The organism is Tistlia sp. (assembly GCF_040905785.1).
Taxonomy (GTDB): Bacteria; Pseudomonadota; Alphaproteobacteria; order Kiloniellales; family DSM-21159; genus Tistlia.
The window spans coordinates 1-21256 of sequence record NZ_JBBDQW010000032.1 but is presented as its reverse complement, the minus strand read 5'-3'; the positions used below and the strand labels follow the sequence as shown (position 1 = coordinate 21256).

The following is a 21256-nucleotide window of genomic DNA, read 5'->3' as shown; positions in this document are numbered from 1 at the left end:
CTCGGCAGCCCGGCGCGCGCGGCGAAGCGCAGGCCCGGCCCCTCGATCTCCTTCCTAATCCCGGGCGCGCTCGACGTAGGAGGCGTCGGCGGTGTTGACGACGATGCGGGTGCCGGACTCGACGTGCGGCGGCACCATGACGCGCACGCCGTTCGCCAGGATCGCCGGCTTGTAGGAGCTGGAGGCGGTCTGCCCCTTAACCACCGGCTCGGCCTCGACGATCTCCTCGACCACGGTCTCCGGCAGCGAGACCGAGATCGGCTCCTCCTCGTACATCTCCATCGTCACCGTCATGCCCTCGCGCAGGAAGGGCAGCGGCTCCCCGACCAGATCCGAGGCGACGCTGATCTGCTCGTAGGTCTCGTTGTTCATGAAGGTCAGCAGGTCGCCCTCGGTGAAGAGGAACTGGTAGTGCACCTCGTCCATGCGCGCCCGCTCGACGGTATCGGCGGCGCGGAAGCGCTCGTTCAGCTTGGTGCCGTCGCGCACGTCCTTCAGCTCGACCTGCAGGAAGGCGCCGCCCTTGCCGGGCTTGACGTGCTGGATCTTGATCGCGCGCCACAGGCGGCCGTTGTGCTCGATCAGGTTGCCGGGGCGGATGGCGTTGCCGTTGATCTTCATGACGGTGCTGGCTCGCAAGGTTGGCTCAGGGCGGGCGGCGGCACGCACGTCAGATGGGGGCGCGCGGGCCGGACCTGCAACAGCTGATACGCGGGAAAGGGCGCGCGCGTTATAGCCGCGCAGGCCGGCTCCGGCAAGAACCTGGGGCACAGACCGGACCTCAGGTTGTCGGGCAACCAGCCGACATGCTAGGCGTCGAGGCCGGCCGCCGCCCTGCCGGACGGCGACGCGGGGCGTAAGAAGCGGCAGCGGCCCTGCCCGAGGCGGGCGCCGCCGAGTGACCGCCCGCCCTGGCGGGCAGGCCGAATCCCCCGGGCCAGCAAGACGGAGCAAGCCCCGCATGATCCTCGACCATCGCACCTACACCTGCCGGCCCGGCACCCTCGCCAGGCATCTCAAGCTCTACGCCGAGCACGGCTGGCCGGTGCAGCGCAGGCACCTGGGCGACCCCGTCGTCTACGCCCTGACCGAGACCGGGAACGTCAACAGCTACGTCCACGTCTGGCGCTTCGAGAGCGCCGCCGACCGGGCGACCCGGCGCGCCGCGATGAAGGACGACCCGGCCTGGTCGGCCTATCTGCAGAAATCCGCCGAGGCCGGCTACCTGGTCAGCCAGGTCAACAGCCTGCTGACCCCGACCGACTTCTTCCCCGGCGACTGAATCCCGGGCGCCGGGGGGCGGCCCTCAGGCGTCGATCGCGGCCTGGACCTGGGCGACGAGCCCCGCCGGGTCGGCGGCCTCCCAGATGGCCGGCGCCAGGGCGATGAACTCGGCGCCGGTCTCGACCAGGGCCTCGGCCTCGGCCGGGTCGGCGTCCCAGGCGACACAGGGGACCTCCATGATCTCGGCCCACCAGGAGAGCGTCTCCAGGTCGCCGGCCGGGAAGGCGACATAGTCGGCCTCGGCCTCGGCGGCCTCCATGGCGGCGTGGCGCAGGCCCTCGCCGGGATCCTCCTCCGGGCCTTCGGGAGCCGCCGCCGAGACCGTGCCGACGATGGCGTCGGCGCCGAGCGCCCGGCGCACCGCCTCGACGGTGGCCCGCACCGCCGGTACCTGGACGCCGTCGCAGCCGAGCTCGGCAGCGAGGTCGGCGCGGCCCTCGACCAGGAAGGCGACGCCGGCCTCCTGCACCGGCCCGCGGAGCGCCTCGACCGCCGCCCGCAGGGCCGCCTCCTCGGCCGGCCCGCCCCCGCGCAGCACGAAGGCGGCGACGTCACCGCGGGCGAGCGCGCCGAGAAGGCGCGTCTGGAAGGCCTCCAGCCCGCCGTCGGCTCCGGTGCCGGCCTGCAGCAGGCCGGCCGGCGAGGAGAGGATCAATCGACAGCGCAAGGCCGTGTCACGCCTTGCCCTGGTAGATCTTGACGATGGTGTCGAGCAGAGAGAGCGCGTCCTCGCGGGAGCGCTGGAAGGAGTTCCGGCCGATGATCGAGCCGTTGGCGCCGCCGGCGGCGATCGCGCGGATGTCCTTCAGCAGGCCCTCGGTGCCGGCCGAGGCACCGCCCGAGAAGACCACGAGGCGGCGGCCGGCGAAGGCCGCCTGCATGACGTGGGCGATACGCTTCTCCATGCTCGAGAGGTCGACCTTGGCCTTCTCGATCGCCTTCTTCGCCTCGTCCTGCTCGATGTGGTCGGTCGGCGGCTTGACCTTGATGATGTGGGCGCCGAGCAGGGCCGAGAGGTGGGCGGCGTAGGCGGTGACGTCGATCGCCGTCTCGCCGGCCTTCGACAGCTCGCCGCCGCGCGGATAGGACCAGAGCACGACGGCGAGGCCGACTGCCTTGGCCTCCTCGGAGAGCTCGCGGAACTCCTCCATCATCTCGAACTGGTCGTCGGCGCCGGGGTAGATGGTGAAGCCGATCGCCGCGCAGCCCAGGCGCAGCGCGTCCTGGACCGAGCCGTAGACCGCCTGGTCCTTGGCCGTGGCGTGGCTGTTCGAGGAATTCAGCTTGAGGATCGTCGGGATCGCCCCGGCGAAGGAGTCGGCGCCGGCTTCGAGCATGCCGAGCGGCGCCGCGTAGGCGTTGAGCCCGGCGTCGATCGCCAGCTGGAAGTGGTAGTGCGGGTCGAAGGCCGGCGGGTTCGGGGCGAAGCTGCGGTCGGGGCCGTGCTCGAAGCCCTGGTCGACCGGCAGGATGACCATCTTGCCGGTGCCGCCGAGCCGGCCGTGCATCAGGATGCGCGCCAGATTGGCCTTGGTGCCCGGACAGTCGCTCTCGTAGTTCGCAAGGATGCGCTTGACGCGCTGGGTGATGCGCATGGTCTTCCTCGTCGCCGCCAGTTCGGGATCGGTCGCGCTCCAGGGGCGGCCGGCGCGCCGCCCAGGTGGAGCCACGCGGCGTTCCATAGCGGAGCCGCGCGGTCAGTTCAACGCCGGGTCAACGCCGCGCGGCCCCGGAAGGTCCATCGCCGGAGGGGCCATCGCCGGAAGGTCCATCGGCGAGCCAGGCCGCGACGGCCTCGCCCGGACGATCGAGGTCGAGCAGGTCGAGGGCCGGCGGTCTCTCCCGGAACAGCCGGGCGCCCCTGGCCGCAGCGATCGCCGCCAGCCGGTCGCCCTGTTCCGGCGGCCCGCCGTAAACCACGGCCTCGAGGCCGCAGTGCAGCGCCTCCTGGACGCGGCCCGCCGCCCGCCCGCAGTCGAACAGCGCCAGGCCCGCCGCGTCCGGCACGCGCCGGCGCGCCAGGGCGACCATCTCGCGGAAGTACAGTGGCCCGATCGTGAAGGCGGCGCCCGGCGCCGACAGCAGGACCACCGGCCGGCCCAGCGCAGCCGCAGCCTGCAGGGCGGCCTCGGCGTGCTCGAGCCAATGCACGATGATCGCCGGGCCGGGAAGCCCGCCCTCCTCCTCGGTCATGGGCGCCAGACTAGCCGAAGCGGCCCGGCGGCAAAACGGCGGGAGGCGGCGCTTGCAGGCGCCGCCTCCGTCTTGTCGTCCTCTGGTCGCCGTCGTGGCGGCGGCCGCCGGGCTAGAGCAGCTTGCCCCAGGCGACGGCGGTGTCGCTCATGCGGTTGGAGAAGCCCCACTCGTTGTCGTACCAGCTCATCACCCGCACCAGGCGCCCGCCCACGACGTGGGTGCCGGCCAAGTCGAAGACCGAGCTGGCCGAGGAGTGATTGAAATCGACCGAGACCAGCGGCGCGCGGTTGACCTCCAGGATGCCCTCGAGGCGACCGCCGCCGGCGGCCTTCTCGATCGCCGCGTTGATCTCCTCGGCCGAGGTCTCGCGCGCGGCGTCGAACTTGAGGTCGACGAGGCTGACGTTCGGCGTCGGCACACGCAGCGCAACGCCGTCCAGCTTGCCCTTCAGATCCGGCAGCACCAAGCCGACGGCGCGCGCGGCACCGGTCGAGGTCGGGATGATCGAGACCGCCGCGGCCCGGGCCCTGTGCAGGTCCTTGTGCAGCGTGTCGACCGAGGGCTGGTCGCCGGTATAGGAGTGGATCGTGGTCATGAAGCCGCGCTCGATGCCGACCGCCTGGTGCAGCACGTGGGCGACCGGCGCCAGGCAGTTGGTCGTGCAGCTGGCGTTGGAGACGACGCTGTGCTCGGCGGCCAGCTGGTCGTCGTTGACGCCGTAGACCACGGTCAGGTCGGCGCCGCTGGAGGGCGCGGAGACCAGCACCTTCCGCGCGCCGCCCTTGAGGTGCAGGCCCGCCTTCTCCTTGTCGGTGAAGATGCCGGTGCACTCCAGCACGATGTCGACGCCGAGGTCGCCCCAGGGCAGCTTGGTCGGGTCGCGCTCGGAGAGCGACTTGATGCTGTGGCCGTCGACGATGATCGAATCGTCGGTCGAATCGACCTTGCCCGGATAGCGGCCGTGGACGGAGTCGTAGGTCAGCAGGTGCGCGTTGTCGGACGGCTTGCCGAGGTCGTTGACGGCGACGAACTCGATGTCGCTGCGCTTCGACTCGAAGGCGGCGCGCAACACCAGGCGGCCGATGCGGCCGAAACCGTTGATACCGACACGGACGGACATGGGGGTCGATCCTCCTCCAGCTGATTGTTCGGGGGCGCGCTCGCCGAACCGCCGGCTGCCGCGCTGACGCTTGGCCTAAAGCCTGGGCCTAACGCCTGGGCCTACAGATGGGTCCGCACGGCGCTGACGACAGCCTCCGCAGTGATCCCGAAATGCTCGTAGAGCTCGCCGGCCGGCGCCGAGGCGCCGAAGCCCTTCATGCCGACGACGACGCCCTCCTGCCCGACCCAGCGCTCCCAGCCGAAGGCGACGCCGGCCTCGATCGCGACCTGCAGGCTGCCCGGGTAGAGGACCTCGTCGCGATAGCTGCTCGGCTGCTCGGCGAAGAGCTCCCAGCAGGGCATGGAGATCACGCTGGCGGCGATGTCGAGCTCGCGCAGCAGGGCCTGGGCCTTCAGCGCGACGCTCACCTCCGACCCGCTGGCGATCAGCGTGACCTGGCGGGTCGCGTGCGCCGGAGTCAGGATGTAGGCGCCGTAGCGGCACCAGTTCTCCTCGCCGGCGCCGCCGCGCACCGTCGCTACCGCCTGGCGGGTCAGCGACAGCACCGAGGGGCCGTCCCGGCGCTCCAGCGCCAGCTCCCAGCACTCGGCCGTCTCCATGGTGTCGGCTGGGCGCATGACGCGCAGGTTCGGGATCGCCCTCAGCGCCGCCAGGTGCTCGACCGGCTGGTGCGTCGGGCCGTCCTCGCCGAGGCCGATGGAGTCGTGGGTCATGACGTAGACGACCGGCTGCTTCATCAGGGCCGCCAGCCGGATCGAGGGCCGGCAGTAGTCGGTGAACACCAGGAAGGTGCCGCCGTAGGGCCGGAAGCCGCCGTGCAGGGCCAGGCCGTTCATGGCCGCGGCCATGGCGTGCTCGCGCACGCCGTAGTGCAGGTAGCTGCCGCCGTAGCCCGGCGGCACGACCGGCTCCTGAGCCTTGGCCTTGGTGTTGTTCGAGCCGGTCAGGTCGGCCGAGCCGCCGAGCAGCTCCGGCATCAGGCCGGCGATCGCCTCGATCGTGCGCTGCGAGGACTGGCGGGTCGCCAGGGTCGGGCGCTCGGCGTCGATCTGGGCCTTGAGCGAGCGGAAGGCCTCGCCCAGAGCGGCCGGCGGCGCACCCGAGAGGCGGCGCTCGAACTCCGCGCGCTCCTCGGTCGCCAGCGCCGCGATGCGGCCGGTCCAGGCCTGGTGCCGCTCGGCGCCGCGGGCGCCGATGGCGCGCCAGGCCTCCAGCACCGGCGCCGGCACCTCGAAGGCGCCATGAGGCCAGCCGAGCTTCTCGCGGGCGCCGGCGATCTCCTCGGCGCCGAGTGGGGAGCCGTGGCTGGCCGCGGAGCCTTCCTTGGTCGGCGCGCCGAAGCCGATGCGGGTCCGGCAGGCGATCAGCGACGGCCGCTCGTCGGCGCGCGCCGCCTCGATCGCGGCGCGGATCGCCGCGGGATCGTGGCCGTCGACGCGCTGGGTGTGCCAGTTGTAGGCCTGAAAGCGCATCAGGGCGTCGTCGGACAGCGCCAGCGAGGTCGGGCCGTCGATCGAGATCTCGTTGTCGTCGTAGAGCGCGACCAGCTTGCCGAGCTGCAGATGCCCGGCCAGCGAGGCGGCCTCGTGACTGATGCCCTCCATCAGGCAGCCGTCGCCGACGACGACGTAGGTCCAGTGGTCGACCGCGGCGTCGCCGAAGCGGGCGGCGAGCAGCCGCTCGGCCAGCGCCATGCCGACGGCGTTGCCGAAACCCTGCCCGAGCGGCCCGGTCGTGGTCTCGATGCCGGTGCCGCGCTCGAACTCGGGATGGCCGGGGGTCCGACTGCCGAGCTGGCGGAAGCGCTTCAGCTCCTCCAGGGTCATCGCCGGATAGCCGGTCAGGTGAAGCAGCGCGTAGAGCAGCATCGAGCCGTGGCCGGCCGAGAGCACGAAGCGGTCGCGGTCGGCCCAGTCCGGCGCCGAGGGGTCGAAGCTCAGGAAGTCACGGAACAGCACCGTCGCGACGTCGGCCATGCCCATCGGCATGCCCGGATGGCCCGACTTGGCCTGCTCCACGGCATCCATCGCGAGGAAGCGGATGGCGTTGGCCAGCTCGCCGTGGGCTACGGCCTCGGCGCCCCGGGGGGCCGCAGGGGATTGGGCGTCCTTGATATCCACGGGCTTCGCACTTTCCGGAGAATTGACGGGCCGCGAGGGCCGACTGGTGGCGCGCGCCCGCTGTCCCCCGGGGGACGACACCCCGGGCGACCCCTGGGCGGCTCGGGGGACGGTCGCGGGACGGCTGGACCATCGGCGCTGTACGGGCGCGCACAATGCCGCCGGCCCCGGGCAGGGTCAACAGGCCATGTCGGCGCCCGGCCCGAGCGGGAAGGCTCGCCTCGGCGGTTCGCCGGACCGCCCGAAGATTGACCGGCGACGGGGCCGCCCGTACCTTCGCTCATTACAACCGAGCTCTCGAGCGAAAGGCGGTCCGCCGGTGTCGGCTTTGCGGGACGGCAGCGAAAAACTGGAGGCGGCCCTCGCCCGGCTCGAGGCGGTCGTGGCCGACCGCGGCGCGGGCACCGAGGAGCTGCGCGTGGCGGTGGCGCAGGCGCGCGCCGAGAACGCGCGGCTGCAGGCGCTCGCGAACGAGGCGGCGGACCGGCTCGACCGCACCATCGCGCAGCTTGAGCGCGCCATGAAGGAGGCTTGAGGCTTGGGCCAGGTCGCGCTGCGGATCAACGGACGAAGCTACGAGGTGACCTGCAACGAGGGCCAGGAGGAGCACCTGCGCGGCGTCGCCGCCTACTTCGACGGGCGGGTGCGCGAGGTCGCCGGGGCGGTCGGGCAGGTCGGCGAGGGCCGCCTGCTGGTGATCGCCGCCCTGCTGGTCGCCGACGAACTGTTCGACGCCAAGGAGAAGCTGGCCGGCGGCGCCCCCAAGGGCGACGGCGAGAGCGACGGCGAGGCCGCGGAATCGCTCGAGGAGGCCGCCGCGCGAATCGACGCTCTTGCCCGCACGCTGGCGCAAGCCTAACTAGAGGGCTCGGCGCAAGCCGACGAGGGTCCGGCTGCGGGGTGCGTCAGGTAACGTCGATCCCTGGGGCCAATAAGAACCTCTCGGGAGCTGTCCCTGTCTGGGCCGTGGTCCAGGCAATACGGTGCCCACCTGTCTCTGACAGGCCGCAGAGGATGACATAGACCAACGGCCATCGCGGCTTCCCTCGATGTCTTCTGTTCCAGATACCGGTCCCGATACGGTCGCCGAGAAGAAGCGGCTCAGGAGCGCCATGCTGGCGCGCCGTGCCGCGGCCTTCGCCGCCGCCCCCGACGCCGGAACGCGGGTCTTCGGCCACCTCGGCGTCGTGCCGCTGCCCGAGACGGCCGTCGTGGCGGGCTACTGGCCGCTGCGCGACGAACTGGATCCCCGCCCGGCGATGACGGCCCTGCTCGGCCTCGGCCACCGGCTCTGCCTGCCGGTCGTGACCGGCGCGGGGCGGCCCCTCGCGTTCCGGGCCTGGACGCCGGGTGCCGCGCTGCAGGCGGCGGGCTTCGGCACGCAGGTGCCTGCCGCCGAGGCCGGCGAGGCGACGCCCTCGGTGCTGCTGGTGCCGCTGGTCGCCTTCGACGAGGCGGGCTACCGTCTGGGCTACGGCGGCGGCTTCTACGACCGTACGCTGGCGCGGCTGCGCGCCGCCGGACCGGTCCTGGCGATCGGCTTGGGCTATGCCGCGCAGCGCGCCGAGAGGTTGCCGCGCGAGTCGACCGACGAACGCCTGGACTGGATCGTCACCGAGGCCGGCGCGCGGCGGTTCGACCCGGCACCCTAGGGAGTTTGAGGAGAGGTCATGCGTTTCCTGTTCTGCGGCGACATCGTCGGCCGCTCCGGCCGCAACGCCCTGGTCGAGCGACTGCCCGGGCTGCGCCGCGAGCTGAAGCTCGACTTCGTCGTCGCCAACGCGGAGAACGCCGCCGGCGGCTTCGGCGTCACCGAGAAGATCTGCGAGGAGCTCTTCGCCGCCGGCGTCGACGTGGTGACCGGCGGCAACCACTCCTGGGACCAGAAGGAAGCGCTGTCCTACATCGAGCGCGAGCCTCGGCTGCTGCGCCCGCACAACTTCCCGGCCGGCACGCCGGGCCGGGGCGCCGCGCTGTTCCAGACCGGCCAGGGCCGCAAGGTGCTGGTCGTCAACCTGATGGGCCGGCTGTTCATGGATCCGCTCGACGACCCCTTCGCCTGCGTCGAGCGCGAGCTGACGCGCCACCGCCTGGGCGCCACCTGCGATTTCGTCCTGGTCGACATGCATGCCGAGGCGACCAGCGAGAAGATGGCCATGGGCCACTTCCTCGATGGCCGCGTCTCCCTGGTCGTCGGCACCCACACCCACGTGCCGACCGCCGACGCCCAGGTGCTGCCCGGCGGCACCGCCTACCAGAGCGACGCCGGCATGTGCGGCGACTACGATTCGGTAATCGGCATGGACAAGGTCGTGCCGGTGCAGCGCTTCACGCGCAAGCTGCCGACCGAGCGGATGGCCGCGGCCCAGGGGCCGGGCACACTGTGCGGGGTTTTCGTCGAGACCGACCCGCGCAGCGGCCTCGCGACGCGGATCGAGCCGCTGCGCCTGGGTGGCCGGCTGCAGCAGCAGATGCCGAAGGTGGAAGCCCTGGCCTGACCCCGGCGGCCTGAACCCAGCGGCCTGAACCCGGCGGCGGCCCGCCTCAGAGCTGGCGGGCGGTCTCCAGGAAGCGGCGCACCTCGGCCTCGAGCAGGGCGGCGCGATCGCAGGTTTCGGCGGCCAACTCGACCGCGGCACTCGGCTCGCCCCCCTCCTCGCAGAGCGTCAACAGGCGGTCGAGGCCGGTCGCCGCACTCTCGCTCGCGAAGTCGCCGACCAGCGCCGCCGCTGCGGCCAGCCTGCCGGCCGAGCCCTCGCCGTCTGCGGCATCCTGTCCGGCCATGCTGCCGGTCAGCTGCATGACGTCGACGAGTTCACGAGGCAGGGCCATGGGCCAGGGTCCTTGGTTGGCGGGCGCGGGTTCGCGACCGGGCGAGCATCGCCGGACGCCCGTTAAGGCCCGGTTAACGGAGTTTTGAGCGGAAGCCGGCGCAGGGCCCCTGGACGGGGCTTCCGGAACGCCGCGGTTCCCTGCTAGAAGGCTGCCGCGCGATGCCGGGACAGATGCCGAACAGCCTGGGCGTGGCCTGAACCCCGTCGCGCCGTACCCCAATATGTGGTATGAAAACTGCCGCGCCCTTCCGGATTTTGGGGTGACAAGGTCATGGCCGGCCATAGCCAGTTCAAGAACATCATGTTCCGCAAGGGCGCGCAGGACAAGAAGCGCGCCAGCCAGTTCGCCAAGCTGACCCGCGAGATCATCGTGGCGGCGAAGTCCGGCCTGCCCGACCCGACCATGAACTCGGCGCTGCGTGGCGCGATCCAGACGGCACGCGCGGCGAACATGCCCAAGGAGAACATCGAGCGGGCGATCAAGAAGGCGACCGGCGGCGAGGGTGCCGACAACTACGAGGCGGTGCGCTACGAGGGCTACGGCCCCGGCGGCGTCGCGGTCATCGTCGAGGCGCTGACCGACAACCGCAACCGCACCGCCTCCGAGGTCCGCTCCGCCTTCTCCAAGCACGGCGGCAGCCTGGGCGAGACCGGCGCGGTCTCCTTCATGTTCGAGCGGATCGGCCAGATCCTCTACCCGGCCGAGGTCGCCGGCGCCGAGGCGATGTTCGAGGCGGCGGCCGAGGCCGGCGCCAGCGACGTGCAGTCCTCGCCGGAGAGCCACGAGGTGATCTGCGAGCCCGACGACTTCTCGGACGTGCGCGATGCCCTGACCGAGCGCTACGGCGATCCGCGCGAGGCGCGCCTGACCTGGAAGCCGCTGACCACGACGCCGGTCGCCGAGGAGCAGGCAGGGACCCTGTTCAAGCTGCTCGACACACTGGACGACAACGACGACGTGCAGCAGGTCGCTGCGAACTTCGATATCGCCGACGACGTGATCGAACGGCTGACGGCCTGAGCCATGGGCAGGACCGCCCGCTCTCGGTTCCGGTGGCGCGGGTCCTGGCAGGAGACGAGGCGATGCGCGTGATCGGGCTCGACCCGGGCCTGCGGCTCACCGGCTGGGGCGTCATCGAGGCCCGGGGCAACCGGCTGTCCCACGTCGCCCACGGCGTGCTGCGCACCGACGACAAGGCCGGCCTGGCCGAGCGGCTCGTCGCGCTCAAGGCCGGACTGGAGGAAGTCATCGCGGCCCAGCGTCCGGACGCCGCGGCGGTCGAGGAGACCCTGGCGAACCGCAATCCCGCCTCGACGATGAAGCTCGGCATGGCGCGCGGCATCGCCCTGCTGGTGCCCGCCCTGGTCGGCCTGTCGGTGACCCAGTACCTGCCGATGATCGTCAAGAAATCCGTGGTCGGGACCGGCCACGCCGCCAAGGAGCAGGTCGCCGCCATGGTCGCCGTGCTGCTGCCCGGCTCGGGCTTCGCCTCGGCCGACGCCGCCGACGCCCTCGCCGTCGCGATCTGCCACGCCCATCACAGCGCGACGCGCGCGCACTGGGCCGGGGCGGCCGAGCGCGCCGGCGCAATCCAGGTGCGCCGGCCATGATCGGCAAGCTCAGCGGCCGAATCGACAGCGTCGGCGAGGAGCACGCCCTGCTCGACGTCGGCGGCGTCGGCTACCTGGTCTTCGCCTCCGGCCGCACGCTCGCCCAGCTGCCGCCGCGCGGCGAAGCCGCCAGCCTGCTGATCGAGACCCAGGTCCGCGAGGACTACATTCACCTCTATGGCTTCCTGGAGGCCGCCGAGCGCGACTGGTTCCGCTTGCTCTCGACGGTTCAGGGCGTCGGCTCGCGCAGCGCCCTGGCGATCCTGTCCGTGCTCTCGCCGCTGCAGCTCGCCCAGGCGATCGCGGCCCAGGACAAGGCGGCGGTCAGCCGCGCCAACGGCGTTGGCCCGAAGCTGGCGGCACGCATCTGCTCCGAGCTCAAGGACAAGGCAGGGCGCATCGTGCTCTCGGCCGAGCTGCCGGGGCGCGGCGCCGGGGGCACGGCGCCGAGCGCGCCCAACGCCGCGGCCGCGGCCGCCGCCGAGGACGCCGTCTCGGCGCTGGAGGCGCTCGGCTACAGGCGCGGCGAGGCCTTCGCCGCGGTCGCCCAGGCCGCGCGCGCGCTGGGCGGCGAGGCGCCCCTCGAGAGCCTGATCAAGGCCAGCCTGCAGGAGCTCGCGACATGACGGGGGCCGCCGGCGACGCCGACGAGACCCGCCTCGTCTCCGGGCAGACCGCCGAGGCCGACGCGGACGCGGAGCTGCGGCCGCAGAGCCTGGAGAACTTCGTCGGCCAGGAGCGCCTGCGCGCCAACCTGCGCGTCTTCGTCGAGGCGGCGCGCGGCCGCGGCGAGCCGCTCGATCACGTGCTGTTCTTCGGCCCGCCCGGCCTCGGCAAGACGACCCTGGCGCAGATCGTCGCCCGCGAGCTGGCCGTCGGCTTCCGCGCGACCTCGGGTCCGGTGATCGCGCGCGCCGGCGACCTGGCGGCGATCCTGACCAACCTGCAGCCGCGCGACGTCCTGTTCATCGACGAGATCCACCGCCTCTCGCCGGCCGTCGAGGAGATCCTCTATCCGGCGATGGAGGACTTCCAGCTCGACCTCGTGATCGGCGAGGGCCCGGCGGCGCGCTCCGTGCGCATCGACCTGCCGCCCTTCACGCTGGTCGGCGCGACGACCCGCAGCGGCCTGATCACGCGGCCCCTGCGCGAGCGCTTCGGCATCCCGCTGCGCCTGGAGTTCTACACCCCGGCCGAGCTCGAGCGGATCGTCTCGCGCGGCGCCCGGGTGCTCGGCTTCGACCTGACCAGCGAAGGCGCCATGGAGATCGCCCGGCGCAGCCGCGGCACGCCGCGCGTGGCCGGCCGGCTGCTGCGCCGGGTCCGCGACTTCGCCGCCGTCGCCGGCAGCGGCACGGTCGACGCCGTCACGGCCGACGCCGCCCTGCGCCGGCTCGAGGTCGACGCCAAGGGGCTCGACGCCATGGACCGGCGCTACCTGACCTGCCTGGCGCAGAACTACGGCGGCGGGCCGGTCGGCGCCGAGACCCTGGCCGCGGCCCTGTCCGAGCAGCGCGACGTCATCGAGGAGGTCATCGAGCCCTATCTGCTGCAGCAGGGCCTGCTGCAGCGCACGCCGCGCGGTCGGATGCTGACCCAGGGCGGCTTCGGCTACCTCGGCCTCGAGACGCCGCGCCATCTCGCCGAGCAGTTCGACCTGCTGTCCGATACGGCGGACGACGAGGTGCCGTCGTGAGCTCCCCCGAGGCGATGACCGAGGCGGCGATGACCGAGGCGCTGGACCTGCCCGGCAGCGGACGCTTCGAGGGCGCGGAACACTGGTTGCCACTGCGCGTCTATTACGAGGACACCGACGCGGCGGGCATCGTCTACCACGCCAACTACCTGCGGTTCGCGGAGCGCGCGCGCAGCGAGTTCCTGCGTCTGGCCGGGATCGACCAGCGGCCGCTGTACGAGGACGCGGGCCTCGCCTTCGCCGTGCGGCGGGCCAGCCTGGACTACCGCTGTCCGGCGCGCCTGGACGACCGCCTGGAGGTCCGCTCGCGGCTGGTGCGGCTCGGCGCGGCGAGCGTAGATCTCGAGCAGCGGATCGTCCGCGGCCGTCAAACATTGGTCACGATTATGGTGAAAGTGGCCTGCGTTGCGCTCTCCTCCGGGCGGCCGAGTCGGCTGCCGGCGGCGGTCCGTGACGCCTTGGAGCCCTTCGCCCAGCAAGAAACGGGGGAGTCCTGAATGGAGAATGCGACCGTCGACGCGGCAGCGATCGCCGACGTGGCCCAGCACAGCCTATCGGTCTGGGGTCTGTTTCTGCAGGCCGACATCGTTGTCAAGATCGTGATGCTGCTGTTGCTGGCCGCCTCGTTCTGGAGCTGGGCGATCATCTTCGACAAGCTGATCCGACTGCGCCGCCTCAAGCGCGACGCCGACCGCTTCGAGGAGACCTTCTGGTCGGGCGGCTCGCTGGACCAGCTCTACGACCGCATCGGCGACGAGCCGAAGGACCCCTTCTCCGCCGTCTTCGCCTCGGCCATGCGCGAGTGGCGCCGCTTCACCCGGCGCGGCGGCCAGGTCGGGGACGACGGCGGCCATGCCCTCAAGGAACGCATCGAGCGGGTCATGGGCATCTCCATCGGCCGCGAGATGGACCGCCTCGAGCGCCACATGATCTTCCTGGCCTCGGTCGGCTCCTCGGCGCCCTTCATCGGGCTGTTCGGCACGGTCTGGGGCATCATGAACGCCTTCACCTCGATCGCCGCCAGCGCCAACACCTCGCTCGCCGTCGTTGCCCCGGGCATCGCCGAGGCGCTGTTCGCGACCGCGCTCGGCCTGGTCGCGGCGATCCCGGCGACGCTCGGCTTCAACAAGCTGAACAACGATCTCGGCCGCTACGGCCAGCGCCTGGAGGCCTTCGCCGGCGAGTTCACCGCGATCCTGTCGCGCCAGATCGAGGAGGCGCGCTAGACCATGTCCGGACCGATCATGCACCGCCGCGGCGAGCGCGGCTGGGGCGCCCGGCGCCGCCGCTGGCAGCCGATGAGCGACATCAACGTGACGCCCTTCGTCGACGTCATGCTGGTGCTGCTGATCGTCTTCATGGTGACGGCGCCGCTGCTCACGGTCGGCGTCCAGGTCGACCTGCCCCAGGCCCGGGCGCCGGTGATTCCCGATCCGATCGAGCCGCTGGTCGTCTCGGTCCGCGCCGACGGCAGCATCTTCATCGAGGACGCCCAGGTCGACCTCGACACGCTGGTGCCCAAGTTGCGTGCCATCACCGGCAACAAGCCCGACACGCGCATCTACGTGCGCGGCGACCACCGTTTGCAGTACGGCACGATCATGCAGATCATGGGGATGGTCAACGTCGCCGGCTTCTCCCGCGTCGCCCTGATCACCCAGATGCCGGATCCCAACCAGCAATCCCTGCAGCCGCCGCAGCCGACCCAGCCGCCGGCGGCGCAGTAGCCGCCCCTTTCGGACCGCCGCCATGAGCCTGGTCACCAGCATCGACCTCAGACCCATCTCCTCGACGCGGAAGATGTGGACCGGCATGGCCGCCTCCGGCGCCCTCCACGTCGGCATCGCGCTGTTCGTGGCGGTCGGCCTGCCGCAGCTGTTCCGCGCGGACCCGCCGGAGCTCACGGTCTCGGTAGATATCGTCAACCTCGACGAGATCTCGGAGCTCGCCTCCCTGCCGGCCGACCAGATCGGGCCGGTCGAGTCCGCCGAGGAGAGCAAGCCGGTCGAGGAGGTCGACGAGGTGGCGCGCCCGCAGCCCTCCACCGCGCAGCCGGCGCCCGCGGTGGCGCCCACGCCCCCGCAGCCCACCGAGGTGCCGACGCCCGAGCCCGCGGTGCAGCCGGCGGCCGCGTCCGAGGCCGTCCCGGAACCGCCGGCGGCAACGAGCGAGCCGGCGCCAGCCGAGCCGGCGCTGCCGCAGCCGAGTGCGGTCGCGGAGCCCGAGCCGCCGCGCGCCCTCGAGGCGGCGCCGCAGATCTCCGCCGTCGCCCCCGAGCCGCAGCCGACGCCGGATCCGCAGCCGATGCCCGAGCCGCAACCGCTGGAAGCCGCCGAACCGACCCCGCCGGACAGCGTCCGGCCGGTGCCCGAGCCCGAGGCCGAGGCCGCCGAGCCGGCCGAGGAGGAAGCGGTGACGACCGGCGTCCTGCCGCTGCCGAGCCCGCCGCGTCCGCGAGACATGCCCGAGCCCGAGCCGCAACCTCAAGCCGAGCCCGCCGAGGCGACGCCGCCGCCCTCGGCGGTGCGCGCGCAAGACCGGCCCGAGGAGCCGGTCGACGACCTGCTGGCCGGGGTCCTGCGCAACGTCGACCGGAACCTGAAGCCCAGCGTGACCGAGCCGCAGCAGGCGGCGCGCAGCAACGCCGAGGTCACGCAGTCCGTCGACCTGACCCGCAAGGCCGCCGCGCTCGGCCAGATGATCCGCGGCCAGATGCAGCGCTGCTGGCGGATCGACCCGGGCGCGCGCAGCGCCGAGCGCCTGCGCGTCTCGGTCAGGGTGCGCCTGCGACCCGATGGAACACTGGTCTCGCCGCCCGAGTTTCAGAACATCGGGCAGATGTCGGACAACGCCTACTACCGCGCGGCGGCCGAGAGCGCGCGGCGCGCGATCCTCGAATGCCAGCCGTTCAAGCTGCCCCAGGAGGACTACGACCTGTGGCAGGACCTGATTCTCAACTTCGACCCCCGGGAGATGTTCTGAGCATGCCCTACGCAGCCCATCGATCGCCCGAAACCCTCCGGTCCGCTGCCGGCGCGCCGAAGCGCCTGCCGGTCGCCGTGGCGGCGCTTCTCCTCTTGGTCGCGGGTCTGCTCGCCGCCCTGCCGGGCAGCGCGCGCGCCCAGCTGAACGTCGACATCACCCGCGGCTTCGTCGACCCGATGCCCCTTGCCATCACCGACTTCGAGCCGACGCGCCCGGAGCTCGCCCAGACCGGCGTCGACATCGCCGCGGTGATCGCCAACGACCTCGCCAGCTCGGGGCTGTTCCGCACGATCGACAAGGCCGCCTTCCTGCAGACCAGCGGCGAGCTGCAGAACGGGCCGCGCTACGGCGACTGGCGGGCGATCGGCGCCGACGCCCTGGTCAGCGGCTCCGTGGACCTTCAAAGCGACGGCCGGATGCGGGTCGAGTTCCGCCTGTGGGACGTGCTCGCCGAGCAGCAGATGACCGGCCTCGCCTACATGACCACGCCTTCGAACTGGCGGCGCATCGCGCACATCATCTCCGATGCGATCTACGAGCGGCTGACCGGCGAGGAAGGCTACTTCGACACGCGGATCGTCTACATCGCCGAGAGCGGCGCCCAGAACCGGCGGGTCAAGCGCCTGGCGATCATGGACCAGGACGGCGCCAACCATCAGTTCCTGACCGACGGCAGCAACCTGGTGCTGACGCCGCGCTTCAGCCCGACCTCCCAGGAGATCACCTACCTCGCCTACGTCAACGATTCGCCGCGGGTCTATCTGTTCAACCTGAACACGGGGCAGCAGGAGATCCTTGGCGACTTCCCGGGCATGACCTTCGCGCCGCGCTTCTCGCCGGACGGCAACCGGGTGATCTTCTCGATGGCCCGGGGCGGCAACTCGGATGTCTACACGATGGACCTGCGGACCAGGACGGTCGAGCGGCTGACCGACAATCCGGCGATCGACACCTCCGCCTCCTTCGCTCCCGACGGCAGCCAGATCGTCTTCAACTCGGACCGCGGCGGTTCCCAGCAGCTGTACGTTATGAACGCCGACGGCAGCAACGTACAGCGTATCTCCTTCGGCGAGGGCCGCTACGCCACGCCGGTCTGGTCGCCGCGCGGCGACCTGATCGCCTTCACGCGGATGCACCAGGGTACCTTCTACATCGGCGTCATGGACCCCGACGGCTCGGGCGAGCGCATGCTGGCCAGCGGCTTCCTCGTCGAGAGCCCGACCTGGGCCCCGAACGGCCGCGTCCTCTCCTTCTTCCGCCAGGACCCTGCGGACAGCAGCGGCCAAGTCTCCAGCAAGCTCTACACGATCGACCTGACCGGTTTCAACGAGCGACGGGTACAGACCCCGCTGGATGCTTCCGATCCCGCGTGGTCCCCCTTGATCCCATAGGGTTGCGCTAATATAGTCCGGACCGCTTCGCAGCCGCAGCGAGGGGTTGTGTCCGGGGTTCGTCACTGGCGGCGGGCGAGAAACCTTCATCAACCTTGCATCAAGGCCGTCAGACGATCGACAGACCACTCTGCGGCAAAGGGGATCCACAATGTCCATGAAACTGTTGTCCATCGTTGCCGCCTCGGCGCTCCTGCTCACCGCCTGCGAGTCATCGCAGGAGGATACGGGCGCGACCACGGGTACGACCCAGACCACGACAGCGAGCCCCATGAGCGGGCCCGCTGCCGGCTCGCAGGAAGAGCTGCTCGTCGAAGTCGGCGATCGCATCTTCTTCGACTTCGACCGCAGCGACGTCCGCGCCGACCAGCGCGGCACCGTCGACAGCCTCGCCAACTGGCTGCAGGGCAACCCGAGCGTCGCCCTCACCATCGAGGGCCACGCCGACGAGCGCGGCACCCGGGAATACAACCTGGCGCTCGGCGAGCGCCGCGCCAATGCGGTTCGCGAATATCTCGTGGCGCGCGGCATCAACGGCAGCCGCCTGAGCACGATCTCCTACGGCAAGGAGCGTCCGGAAGTGCTCGGCTCGACCGAGTACGCCTGGGCCCAGAACCGGCGCGGCGTCTTCGTCGTCCGCTGAACCGGCCGGCAGCCAGCCAGACAGGGGCCCGGGTCCGCGACAGGCGGGCCCGGGCCCCTGCCGTTTGAGAGTCGGCCCTTCTGCTGCCGCCTTGAGAGGCGGCCGGGCCGCACCACATGTCCGACACGAACCTTCGAGAGGATTGCGGGGTGACCGTCCGATGACCAGCGCAAGGCAGACCGGCAAGCAGCTTCACCGCCCTGTGGTGCGCCGCGGCGGCCTCCCGCTCGTCGCGGCGCTCGCCCTCGGCATGCTGCTAGCGCCCTCGGCGCCCGCGGTGGCCCAGAGCAACGACGTGCGGGCGCTCGGCCAGCAGGTCGAGCGGCTGCAGCGCGAGGTCCAGGTGCTGCAGCGTCAGGTCGCCGTCGGCCAGCCCAGCGGCGACCTTCGGATCCCCGAAGGCGAGGCCGGGACCCTACTGTTCAAGCTCAACGACCTGGAGACCGAGCTGCGCCGCCTGACCGGCCGCCTCGAGGAGCTCTCCCACCGCATCGAGCAGACCAGCAGCCGCGTCGCGACCCTCGAGGCGCAGCTCGACACCCGGGTCGGCGCCCTCGAGAACGCCCGGCCCTCGGGCGAGGGCGCGGCGCCGCTGATGCAGGGTCAGGAGGAGGGCGGCACGCGCGTCCTCGGCACCCTGCCGGAGGATTCCGCCGGCAGCGTGCCGGTCGACCGCGCGCCCGGCCAGCAGGCCGCGCTGCCGGCGGTCCAGCTGCCGGGAACCTCTGCCAAGGACGACTACGACTATGCCTTCGGGCTGCTGCGTCAGGCCGACTACCCGCGCGCCGAGGCGGCGCTGCGCGCCTTCCTCGAGGCGCACCCGGACGACGCCCTGGCCGGCAACGCCAAGTACTGGCTGGGCGAAACCCATTACGTCCGTGGCGACTACAACGCCGCGGCCGTGGTCTTCGCCGAAGGCTTCCAGGAGTACCCGGACAGCAGCAAGGCACCGGACAACCTCCTGAAGCTCGGCATGGCGCTGTCGAACGTCGGCGAGCGGGACGACGCCTGCAAGACCTACCAGGCGCTGCTGGCGCGCTACCCGGATGCGGCCGCGACGATCCGCCAGCGCGCCGAGCGCGAGCGCGGACGCCTCGGCTGCTGAGCGCCGCCCAAGGCGAGACCGCCGGCCGGGCCGCTCCGCCGGACGCCGCCGGCTTTGCGACCCTGATGGCGCGCTTCGCGCCCTTCGAGCCGGCGCCGCGGCTGGCGGTCGGCGTCTCCGGCGGCGCCGACAGCCTGGCCCTGCTGCTGCTGCTCGACGACTGGACCCGCGCCCGGGGCGGCAGCCTCCTGGCGCTCACCGTCGACCACGGCCTGCGCGCGGAAGCGGCCGGGGAAGCCGCCTGGGTCGGCCGCTGCTGCGCCGCGCGCGGTATCGCCCACCGCGTGCTGAGCGCCGCCGCACCGGAGGCCCGGCCGGCCGGCGGCCTGCAGGCCGCGGCCCGCGACACCCGCTACCGCCTGCTCGCCGCTGCCTGCCGCGAGGCCGGCGTCCTGCACCTGCTGCTGGCCCACCAGCTCGAGGACCAGGGCGAGACCTTCCTGCTGCGCTTGGCAGCCGGCAGTGGACCGGCAGGCCTGTCGGCCATGCCGGCGATGGCCTTCCTCGACGACCTGCGGATCCTGAGGCCGCTGCTCGGCCAGCCGCGCCGCGCGCTCGAGGCGCTGCTGCGCGGCGCCGGCCAGCCCTGGCTCGAAGACCCCAGCAATACCGACCCCGCCTTCGCCCGCGCCCGCTTGCGCGCGGCCCGCGCGTCGCTCGCTGCGACCGGCCTATCGCCCAGCGCCTGCGCCGGCCTGGCGGAGGTCTTCGGCCGGCTGCGTGCCTGGAGTGAGACCGCCGAGGCCGCGCTGCTCGCCGAGAGCTGCCGTCTTGACCCGCGCGGCTTCGCCTGGCTCGCCCGCGGCCCCCTGCTCGGGGCACCGCCCCCGCTGGCGCAGGGCGCGCTGGCTGCCCTGCTGCGCTGTCTCGCCGGTCGCCGCCATGCGCCGCGCGGTCCGAAGCTCGCCCGCCTGCTGGCGGCGCTGCGGGACGAAGGCTTCCGCGGCACCACCCTGGCCGGCTGCCGGATTCTGCCGCGCCGGGGCGAGCGCCTGCTGGTCGTGCGCGAGCCCGCGGCGATCGGCCCACGGACGGAGCCCCCGGCGAAGCCGGCGCGACCCGGCCTGCTGTGGGACGGCCGCTTCCGCCTGGCCGGCGCGGCCGGTGGGTCCGCCGACCCGGCTCCCGTCGCGGCGCTCGGGCCGGCCCAGCGGCGCGCCCTGCTGGCGCCGCAGGCTTCGGGAGATCCGCTCGCGACGGTCCCAGCGGCGGCCCGCGACAGCCTTCCGACCTACCTGCCGACGTCACGCGATCTTGACGGCCGCGTCGCGCTGCCCCACTTCTCCGCTACATGGAGTGAGATGGTCGACCAGGCTCCGGCCGCGCAGTTTGCGCCGCGGCGTGCCCTGACCGCCGCGAGCTTTACAGTATTTCGTTAAAGGGAGCAGGATAACCTGGTCCCGAGCCGGCGAAGACACGATCCCGGACCAGATGTTCGGCCCCCCGGACGACCGAGCGAAGGAAACGCCACCTTGAACTTCTCGCGCAACGCCGCTCTGTGGATCATCATCATTCTGCTTCTGGTTGCCCTGTTCAATCTGTTCCAGGACGGCGGCTCGCGTCAGGCACAGAGCCAGATGGCCTATTCGCAGTTCATCGACTCGGTCGAGCAGGGCGATGTCTCCGAGGTCACGATCCAGGGCAACACGATCAGCGGACGGCTGCGCAACGGCAGCGCCTTCCAGACCTACAAGCCCGAGGATCCCTCGCTGATCGACCGGCTGCGCGAGTCCGGCACCAAGATCAACGCGGCACCGGAAGAGAGCCTGAACCCGCTGCTCTCGATCCTGATCTCCTGGTTCCCGCTGCTGCTGCTGATCGGCGTCTGGATCTTCTTCATGCGCCAGATGCAGTCGGGCGGCGGCAAGGCCATGGGCTTCGGCAAGTCCAAGGCGCGCCTGCTGACCGAGAAGACCGGCCGCGTCACCTTCGACGACGTCGCCGGCATCGACGAGGCCAAGCAGGAGCTGGAGGAGGTCGTCGACTTCCTGCGCGACCCCCAGAAGTTCCAGCGCCTCGGCGGCAAGATTCCCAAGGGCATGCTGCTGGTCGGCCCGCCGGGCACCGGCAAGACGCTGCTGGCCCGCGCCATCGCCGGCGAGGCCAACGTGCCCTTCTTCACGATTTCCGGCTCGGACTTTGTCGAGATGTTCGTCGGCGTCGGCGCCAGCCGCGTGCGCGACATGTTCGAGCAGGGCAAGAAGCACGCCCCCTGCATCATCTTCATCGACGAGATCGACGCGGTCGGCCGCCATCGCGGCGCCGGCC

The 21256-nt window shown here is 72.0% G+C and carries 25 protein-coding genes and 1 other RNA gene; 19 read left to right on the top strand and 7 right to left on the bottom strand.

The window, feature by feature from the left end; genetic code table 11:
- Positions 1-54 precede the first annotated feature (54 nt).
- Complete coding sequence (gene efp, locus WD341_RS08180) at positions 55-621, bottom strand: elongation factor P (RefSeq protein WP_368424973.1); 567 nt, start codon at positions 619-621, stop codon at positions 55-57.
- A 340-nt stretch (positions 622-961) separates the two neighbouring features.
- Between efp and WD341_RS08175 the strand changes: the two genes are divergently transcribed.
- On the top strand, positions 962-1282 hold the full coding sequence (locus tag WD341_RS08175) for an NIPSNAP family protein (protein ID WP_368424949.1): 321 nt from the start codon (positions 962-964) through the stop codon (positions 1280-1282).
- A 24-nt stretch (positions 1283-1306) separates the two neighbouring features.
- Here WD341_RS08175 and WD341_RS08170 read toward each other — a convergent pair whose 3' ends face one another.
- The 5 genes from WD341_RS08170 to tkt form a co-directional block, all read right to left on the bottom strand.
- Positions 1307-1951 carry a thiamine phosphate synthase gene (locus WD341_RS08170; protein WP_368424948.1) on the bottom strand — a complete coding sequence of 215 codons (645 nt, stop codon included), beginning with the start codon at positions 1949-1951 and terminating at the stop codon, positions 1307-1309.
- A gap of 7 nt (positions 1952-1958) precedes the next feature.
- Positions 1959-2879, bottom strand: coding sequence for a class I fructose-bisphosphate aldolase (locus tag WD341_RS08165; protein WP_368424947.1), 921 nt, complete (start codon positions 2877-2879; stop codon positions 1959-1961).
- A gap of 118 nt (positions 2880-2997) precedes the next feature.
- Complete coding sequence (locus tag WD341_RS08160) at positions 2998-3477, bottom strand: hypothetical protein (protein ID WP_368424946.1); 480 nt, start codon at positions 3475-3477, stop codon at positions 2998-3000.
- A gap of 112 nt (positions 3478-3589) precedes the next feature.
- Entirely contained in the window at positions 3590-4600 is a 1011-nt protein-coding gene (gene gap / locus WD341_RS08155) for a type I glyceraldehyde-3-phosphate dehydrogenase (RefSeq protein ID WP_368424945.1), read from the bottom strand.
- 101 nt (positions 4601-4701) lie between these two features.
- Positions 4702-6717, bottom strand: a complete 2016-nt coding sequence (gene tkt, locus WD341_RS08150) for a transketolase (protein ID WP_368424972.1) — start codon at positions 6715-6717, stop codon at positions 4702-4704.
- Between the two features lie 325 nt (positions 6718-7042).
- Here tkt and WD341_RS08145 point away from each other — a divergent pair, with 325 nt between their 5' ends.
- The 5 genes from WD341_RS08145 to WD341_RS08125 all read left to right on the top strand — a co-directional run bounded on the left by WD341_RS08145 (position 7043) and on the right by WD341_RS08125 (position 9221).
- A complete protein-coding gene (locus WD341_RS08145) occupies positions 7043-7258 on the top strand; it encodes a hypothetical protein (protein WP_368424944.1) in 216 nt (71 codons plus the stop codon).
- A 3-nt stretch (positions 7259-7261) separates the two neighbouring features.
- Positions 7262-7582 (top strand): cell division protein ZapA, encoded by a 321-nt coding sequence (locus WD341_RS08140; protein WP_368424943.1) that lies wholly within the window; start codon positions 7262-7264, stop codon positions 7580-7582.
- Between the two features lie 28 nt (positions 7583-7610).
- Positions 7611-7770, top strand: a non-coding RNA gene (ssrS, locus tag WD341_RS08135) — 6S RNA.
- Between the two features lie 2 nt (positions 7771-7772).
- The gene (locus tag WD341_RS08130) at positions 7773-8375 is read left to right on the top strand and encodes a 5-formyltetrahydrofolate cyclo-ligase (RefSeq protein WP_368424942.1); all 603 of its coding nucleotides are present in this window, start codon (positions 7773-7775) and stop codon (positions 8373-8375) included.
- An 18-nt stretch (positions 8376-8393) separates the two neighbouring features.
- Entirely contained in the window at positions 8394-9221 is an 828-nt protein-coding gene (locus WD341_RS08125) for a TIGR00282 family metallophosphoesterase (protein ID WP_368424941.1), read from the top strand.
- Positions 9222-9267: 46 nt separating this feature from the next.
- Here WD341_RS08125 and WD341_RS08120 read toward each other — a convergent pair whose 3' ends face one another.
- The gene (locus WD341_RS08120; RefSeq protein WP_368424940.1) at positions 9268-9555 is read right to left on the bottom strand and encodes a hypothetical protein; all 288 of its coding nucleotides are present in this window, start codon (positions 9553-9555) and stop codon (positions 9268-9270) included.
- A gap of 273 nt (positions 9556-9828) precedes the next feature.
- Here WD341_RS08120 and WD341_RS08115 point away from each other — a divergent pair, with 273 nt between their 5' ends.
- The 13 genes from WD341_RS08115 to WD341_RS08055 form a co-directional block, all read left to right on the top strand.
- A complete protein-coding gene (locus WD341_RS08115; protein WP_368424939.1) occupies positions 9829-10578 on the top strand; it encodes a YebC/PmpR family DNA-binding transcriptional regulator in 750 nt (249 codons plus the stop codon).
- A gap of 62 nt (positions 10579-10640) precedes the next feature.
- Positions 10641-11168 (top strand): crossover junction endodeoxyribonuclease RuvC, encoded by a 528-nt coding sequence (gene ruvC / locus WD341_RS08110; protein WP_368424938.1) that lies wholly within the window; start codon positions 10641-10643, stop codon positions 11166-11168.
- Positions 11165-11794 carry a Holliday junction branch migration protein RuvA gene (gene ruvA, locus WD341_RS08105; RefSeq protein ID WP_368424937.1) on the top strand — a complete coding sequence of 210 codons (630 nt, stop codon included), beginning with the start codon at positions 11165-11167 and terminating at the stop codon, positions 11792-11794. Before ruvC ends, ruvA begins: the two co-directional genes overlap by 4 nt.
- Positions 11791-12864, top strand: a complete 1074-nt coding sequence (gene ruvB, locus WD341_RS08100) for a Holliday junction branch migration DNA helicase RuvB (RefSeq protein WP_368424936.1) — start codon at positions 11791-11793, stop codon at positions 12862-12864. The genes ruvA and ruvB overlap by 4 nt, the downstream gene beginning before the upstream one ends.
- Positions 12861-13361 (top strand): tol-pal system-associated acyl-CoA thioesterase, encoded by a 501-nt coding sequence (ybgC, locus tag WD341_RS08095; protein ID WP_368424935.1) that lies wholly within the window; start codon positions 12861-12863, stop codon positions 13359-13361. Before ruvB ends, ybgC begins: the two co-directional genes overlap by 4 nt.
- Positions 13362-14090, top strand: coding sequence for a protein TolQ (gene tolQ / locus WD341_RS08090; RefSeq protein WP_368424934.1), 729 nt, complete (start codon positions 13362-13364; stop codon positions 14088-14090).
- A 3-nt stretch (positions 14091-14093) separates the two neighbouring features.
- Entirely contained in the window at positions 14094-14591 is a 498-nt protein-coding gene (tolR, locus tag WD341_RS08085; protein WP_368424933.1) for a protein TolR, read from the top strand.
- Between the two features lie 22 nt (positions 14592-14613).
- Positions 14614-15846: a hypothetical protein gene (locus tag WD341_RS08080; protein ID WP_368424932.1), complete on the top strand. Its 1233-nt coding sequence runs from the start codon at positions 14614-14616 to the stop codon at positions 15844-15846.
- A gap of 2 nt (positions 15847-15848) precedes the next feature.
- Entirely contained in the window at positions 15849-17240 is a 1392-nt protein-coding gene (gene tolB, locus WD341_RS08075; protein ID WP_368424931.1) for a Tol-Pal system beta propeller repeat protein TolB, read from the top strand.
- 157 nt (positions 17241-17397) lie between these two features.
- Positions 17398-17883 (top strand): peptidoglycan-associated lipoprotein Pal, encoded by a 486-nt coding sequence (gene pal / locus WD341_RS08070; RefSeq protein WP_368424930.1) that lies wholly within the window; start codon positions 17398-17400, stop codon positions 17881-17883.
- Positions 17884-18043: 160 nt separating this feature from the next.
- Positions 18044-18988, top strand: coding sequence for a tol-pal system protein YbgF (gene ybgF / locus WD341_RS08065; protein ID WP_368424929.1), 945 nt, complete (start codon positions 18044-18046; stop codon positions 18986-18988).
- Positions 18989-19053: 65 nt separating this feature from the next.
- Positions 19054-20367: a tRNA lysidine(34) synthetase TilS gene (gene tilS / locus WD341_RS08060; protein ID WP_368424928.1), complete on the top strand. Its 1314-nt coding sequence runs from the start codon at positions 19054-19056 to the stop codon at positions 20365-20367.
- Between the two features lie 93 nt (positions 20368-20460).
- Positions 20461-21256, top strand: a 796-nt coding sequence (locus WD341_RS08055; RefSeq protein WP_368424927.1) for an ATP-dependent metallopeptidase FtsH/Yme1/Tma family protein, incomplete at its 3' end; no start/stop codon positions are given.

What these genes read in the sequence shown, in the direction of transcription:
- efp (WP_368424973.1), bottom strand. Translation starts at nt 621, where the DNA reads ATGAAGATCAACGGCAACGCCATCCGCCCCGGCAACCTGATCGAGCAC.
- WD341_RS08175 (WP_368424949.1), top strand. Translation starts at nt 962, where the DNA reads ATGATCCTCGACCATCGCACCTACACCTGCCGGCCCGGCACCCTCGCC.
- WD341_RS08165 (WP_368424947.1), bottom strand. Translation starts at nt 2,879, where the DNA reads ATGCGCATCACCCAGCGCGTCAAGCGCATCCTTGCGAACTACGAGAGC.
- WD341_RS08160 (WP_368424946.1), bottom strand. Translation starts at nt 3,477, where the DNA reads ATGACCGAGGAGGAGGGCGGGCTTCCCGGCCCGGCGATCATCGTGCAT.
- gap (WP_368424945.1), bottom strand. Translation starts at nt 4,600, where the DNA reads ATGTCCGTCCGTGTCGGTATCAACGGTTTCGGCCGCATCGGCCGCCTG.
- WD341_RS08130 (WP_368424942.1), top strand. Translation starts at nt 7,773, where the DNA reads ATGTCTTCTGTTCCAGATACCGGTCCCGATACGGTCGCCGAGAAGAAG.
- WD341_RS08125 (WP_368424941.1), top strand. Translation starts at nt 8,394, where the DNA reads ATGCGTTTCCTGTTCTGCGGCGACATCGTCGGCCGCTCCGGCCGCAAC.
- WD341_RS08120 (WP_368424940.1), bottom strand. Translation starts at nt 9,555, where the DNA reads ATGGCCCTGCCTCGTGAACTCGTCGACGTCATGCAGCTGACCGGCAGC.
- WD341_RS08115 (WP_368424939.1), top strand. Translation starts at nt 9,829, where the DNA reads ATGGCCGGCCATAGCCAGTTCAAGAACATCATGTTCCGCAAGGGCGCG.
- ruvC (WP_368424938.1), top strand. Translation starts at nt 10,641, where the DNA reads ATGCGCGTGATCGGGCTCGACCCGGGCCTGCGGCTCACCGGCTGGGGC.
- ruvA (WP_368424937.1), top strand. Translation starts at nt 11,165, where the DNA reads ATGATCGGCAAGCTCAGCGGCCGAATCGACAGCGTCGGCGAGGAGCAC.
- ruvB (WP_368424936.1), top strand. Translation starts at nt 11,791, where the DNA reads ATGACGGGGGCCGCCGGCGACGCCGACGAGACCCGCCTCGTCTCCGGG.
- tolQ (WP_368424934.1), top strand. Translation starts at nt 13,362, where the DNA reads ATGGAGAATGCGACCGTCGACGCGGCAGCGATCGCCGACGTGGCCCAG.
- tolR (WP_368424933.1), top strand. Translation starts at nt 14,094, where the DNA reads ATGTCCGGACCGATCATGCACCGCCGCGGCGAGCGCGGCTGGGGCGCC.
- WD341_RS08080 (WP_368424932.1), top strand. Translation starts at nt 14,614, where the DNA reads ATGAGCCTGGTCACCAGCATCGACCTCAGACCCATCTCCTCGACGCGG.
- tolB (WP_368424931.1), top strand. Translation starts at nt 15,849, where the DNA reads ATGCCCTACGCAGCCCATCGATCGCCCGAAACCCTCCGGTCCGCTGCC.
- pal (WP_368424930.1), top strand. Translation starts at nt 17,398, where the DNA reads ATGAAACTGTTGTCCATCGTTGCCGCCTCGGCGCTCCTGCTCACCGCC.
- ybgF (WP_368424929.1), top strand. Translation starts at nt 18,044, where the DNA reads ATGACCAGCGCAAGGCAGACCGGCAAGCAGCTTCACCGCCCTGTGGTG.
- tilS (WP_368424928.1), top strand. Translation starts at nt 19,054, where the DNA reads ATGGCGCGCTTCGCGCCCTTCGAGCCGGCGCCGCGGCTGGCGGTCGGC.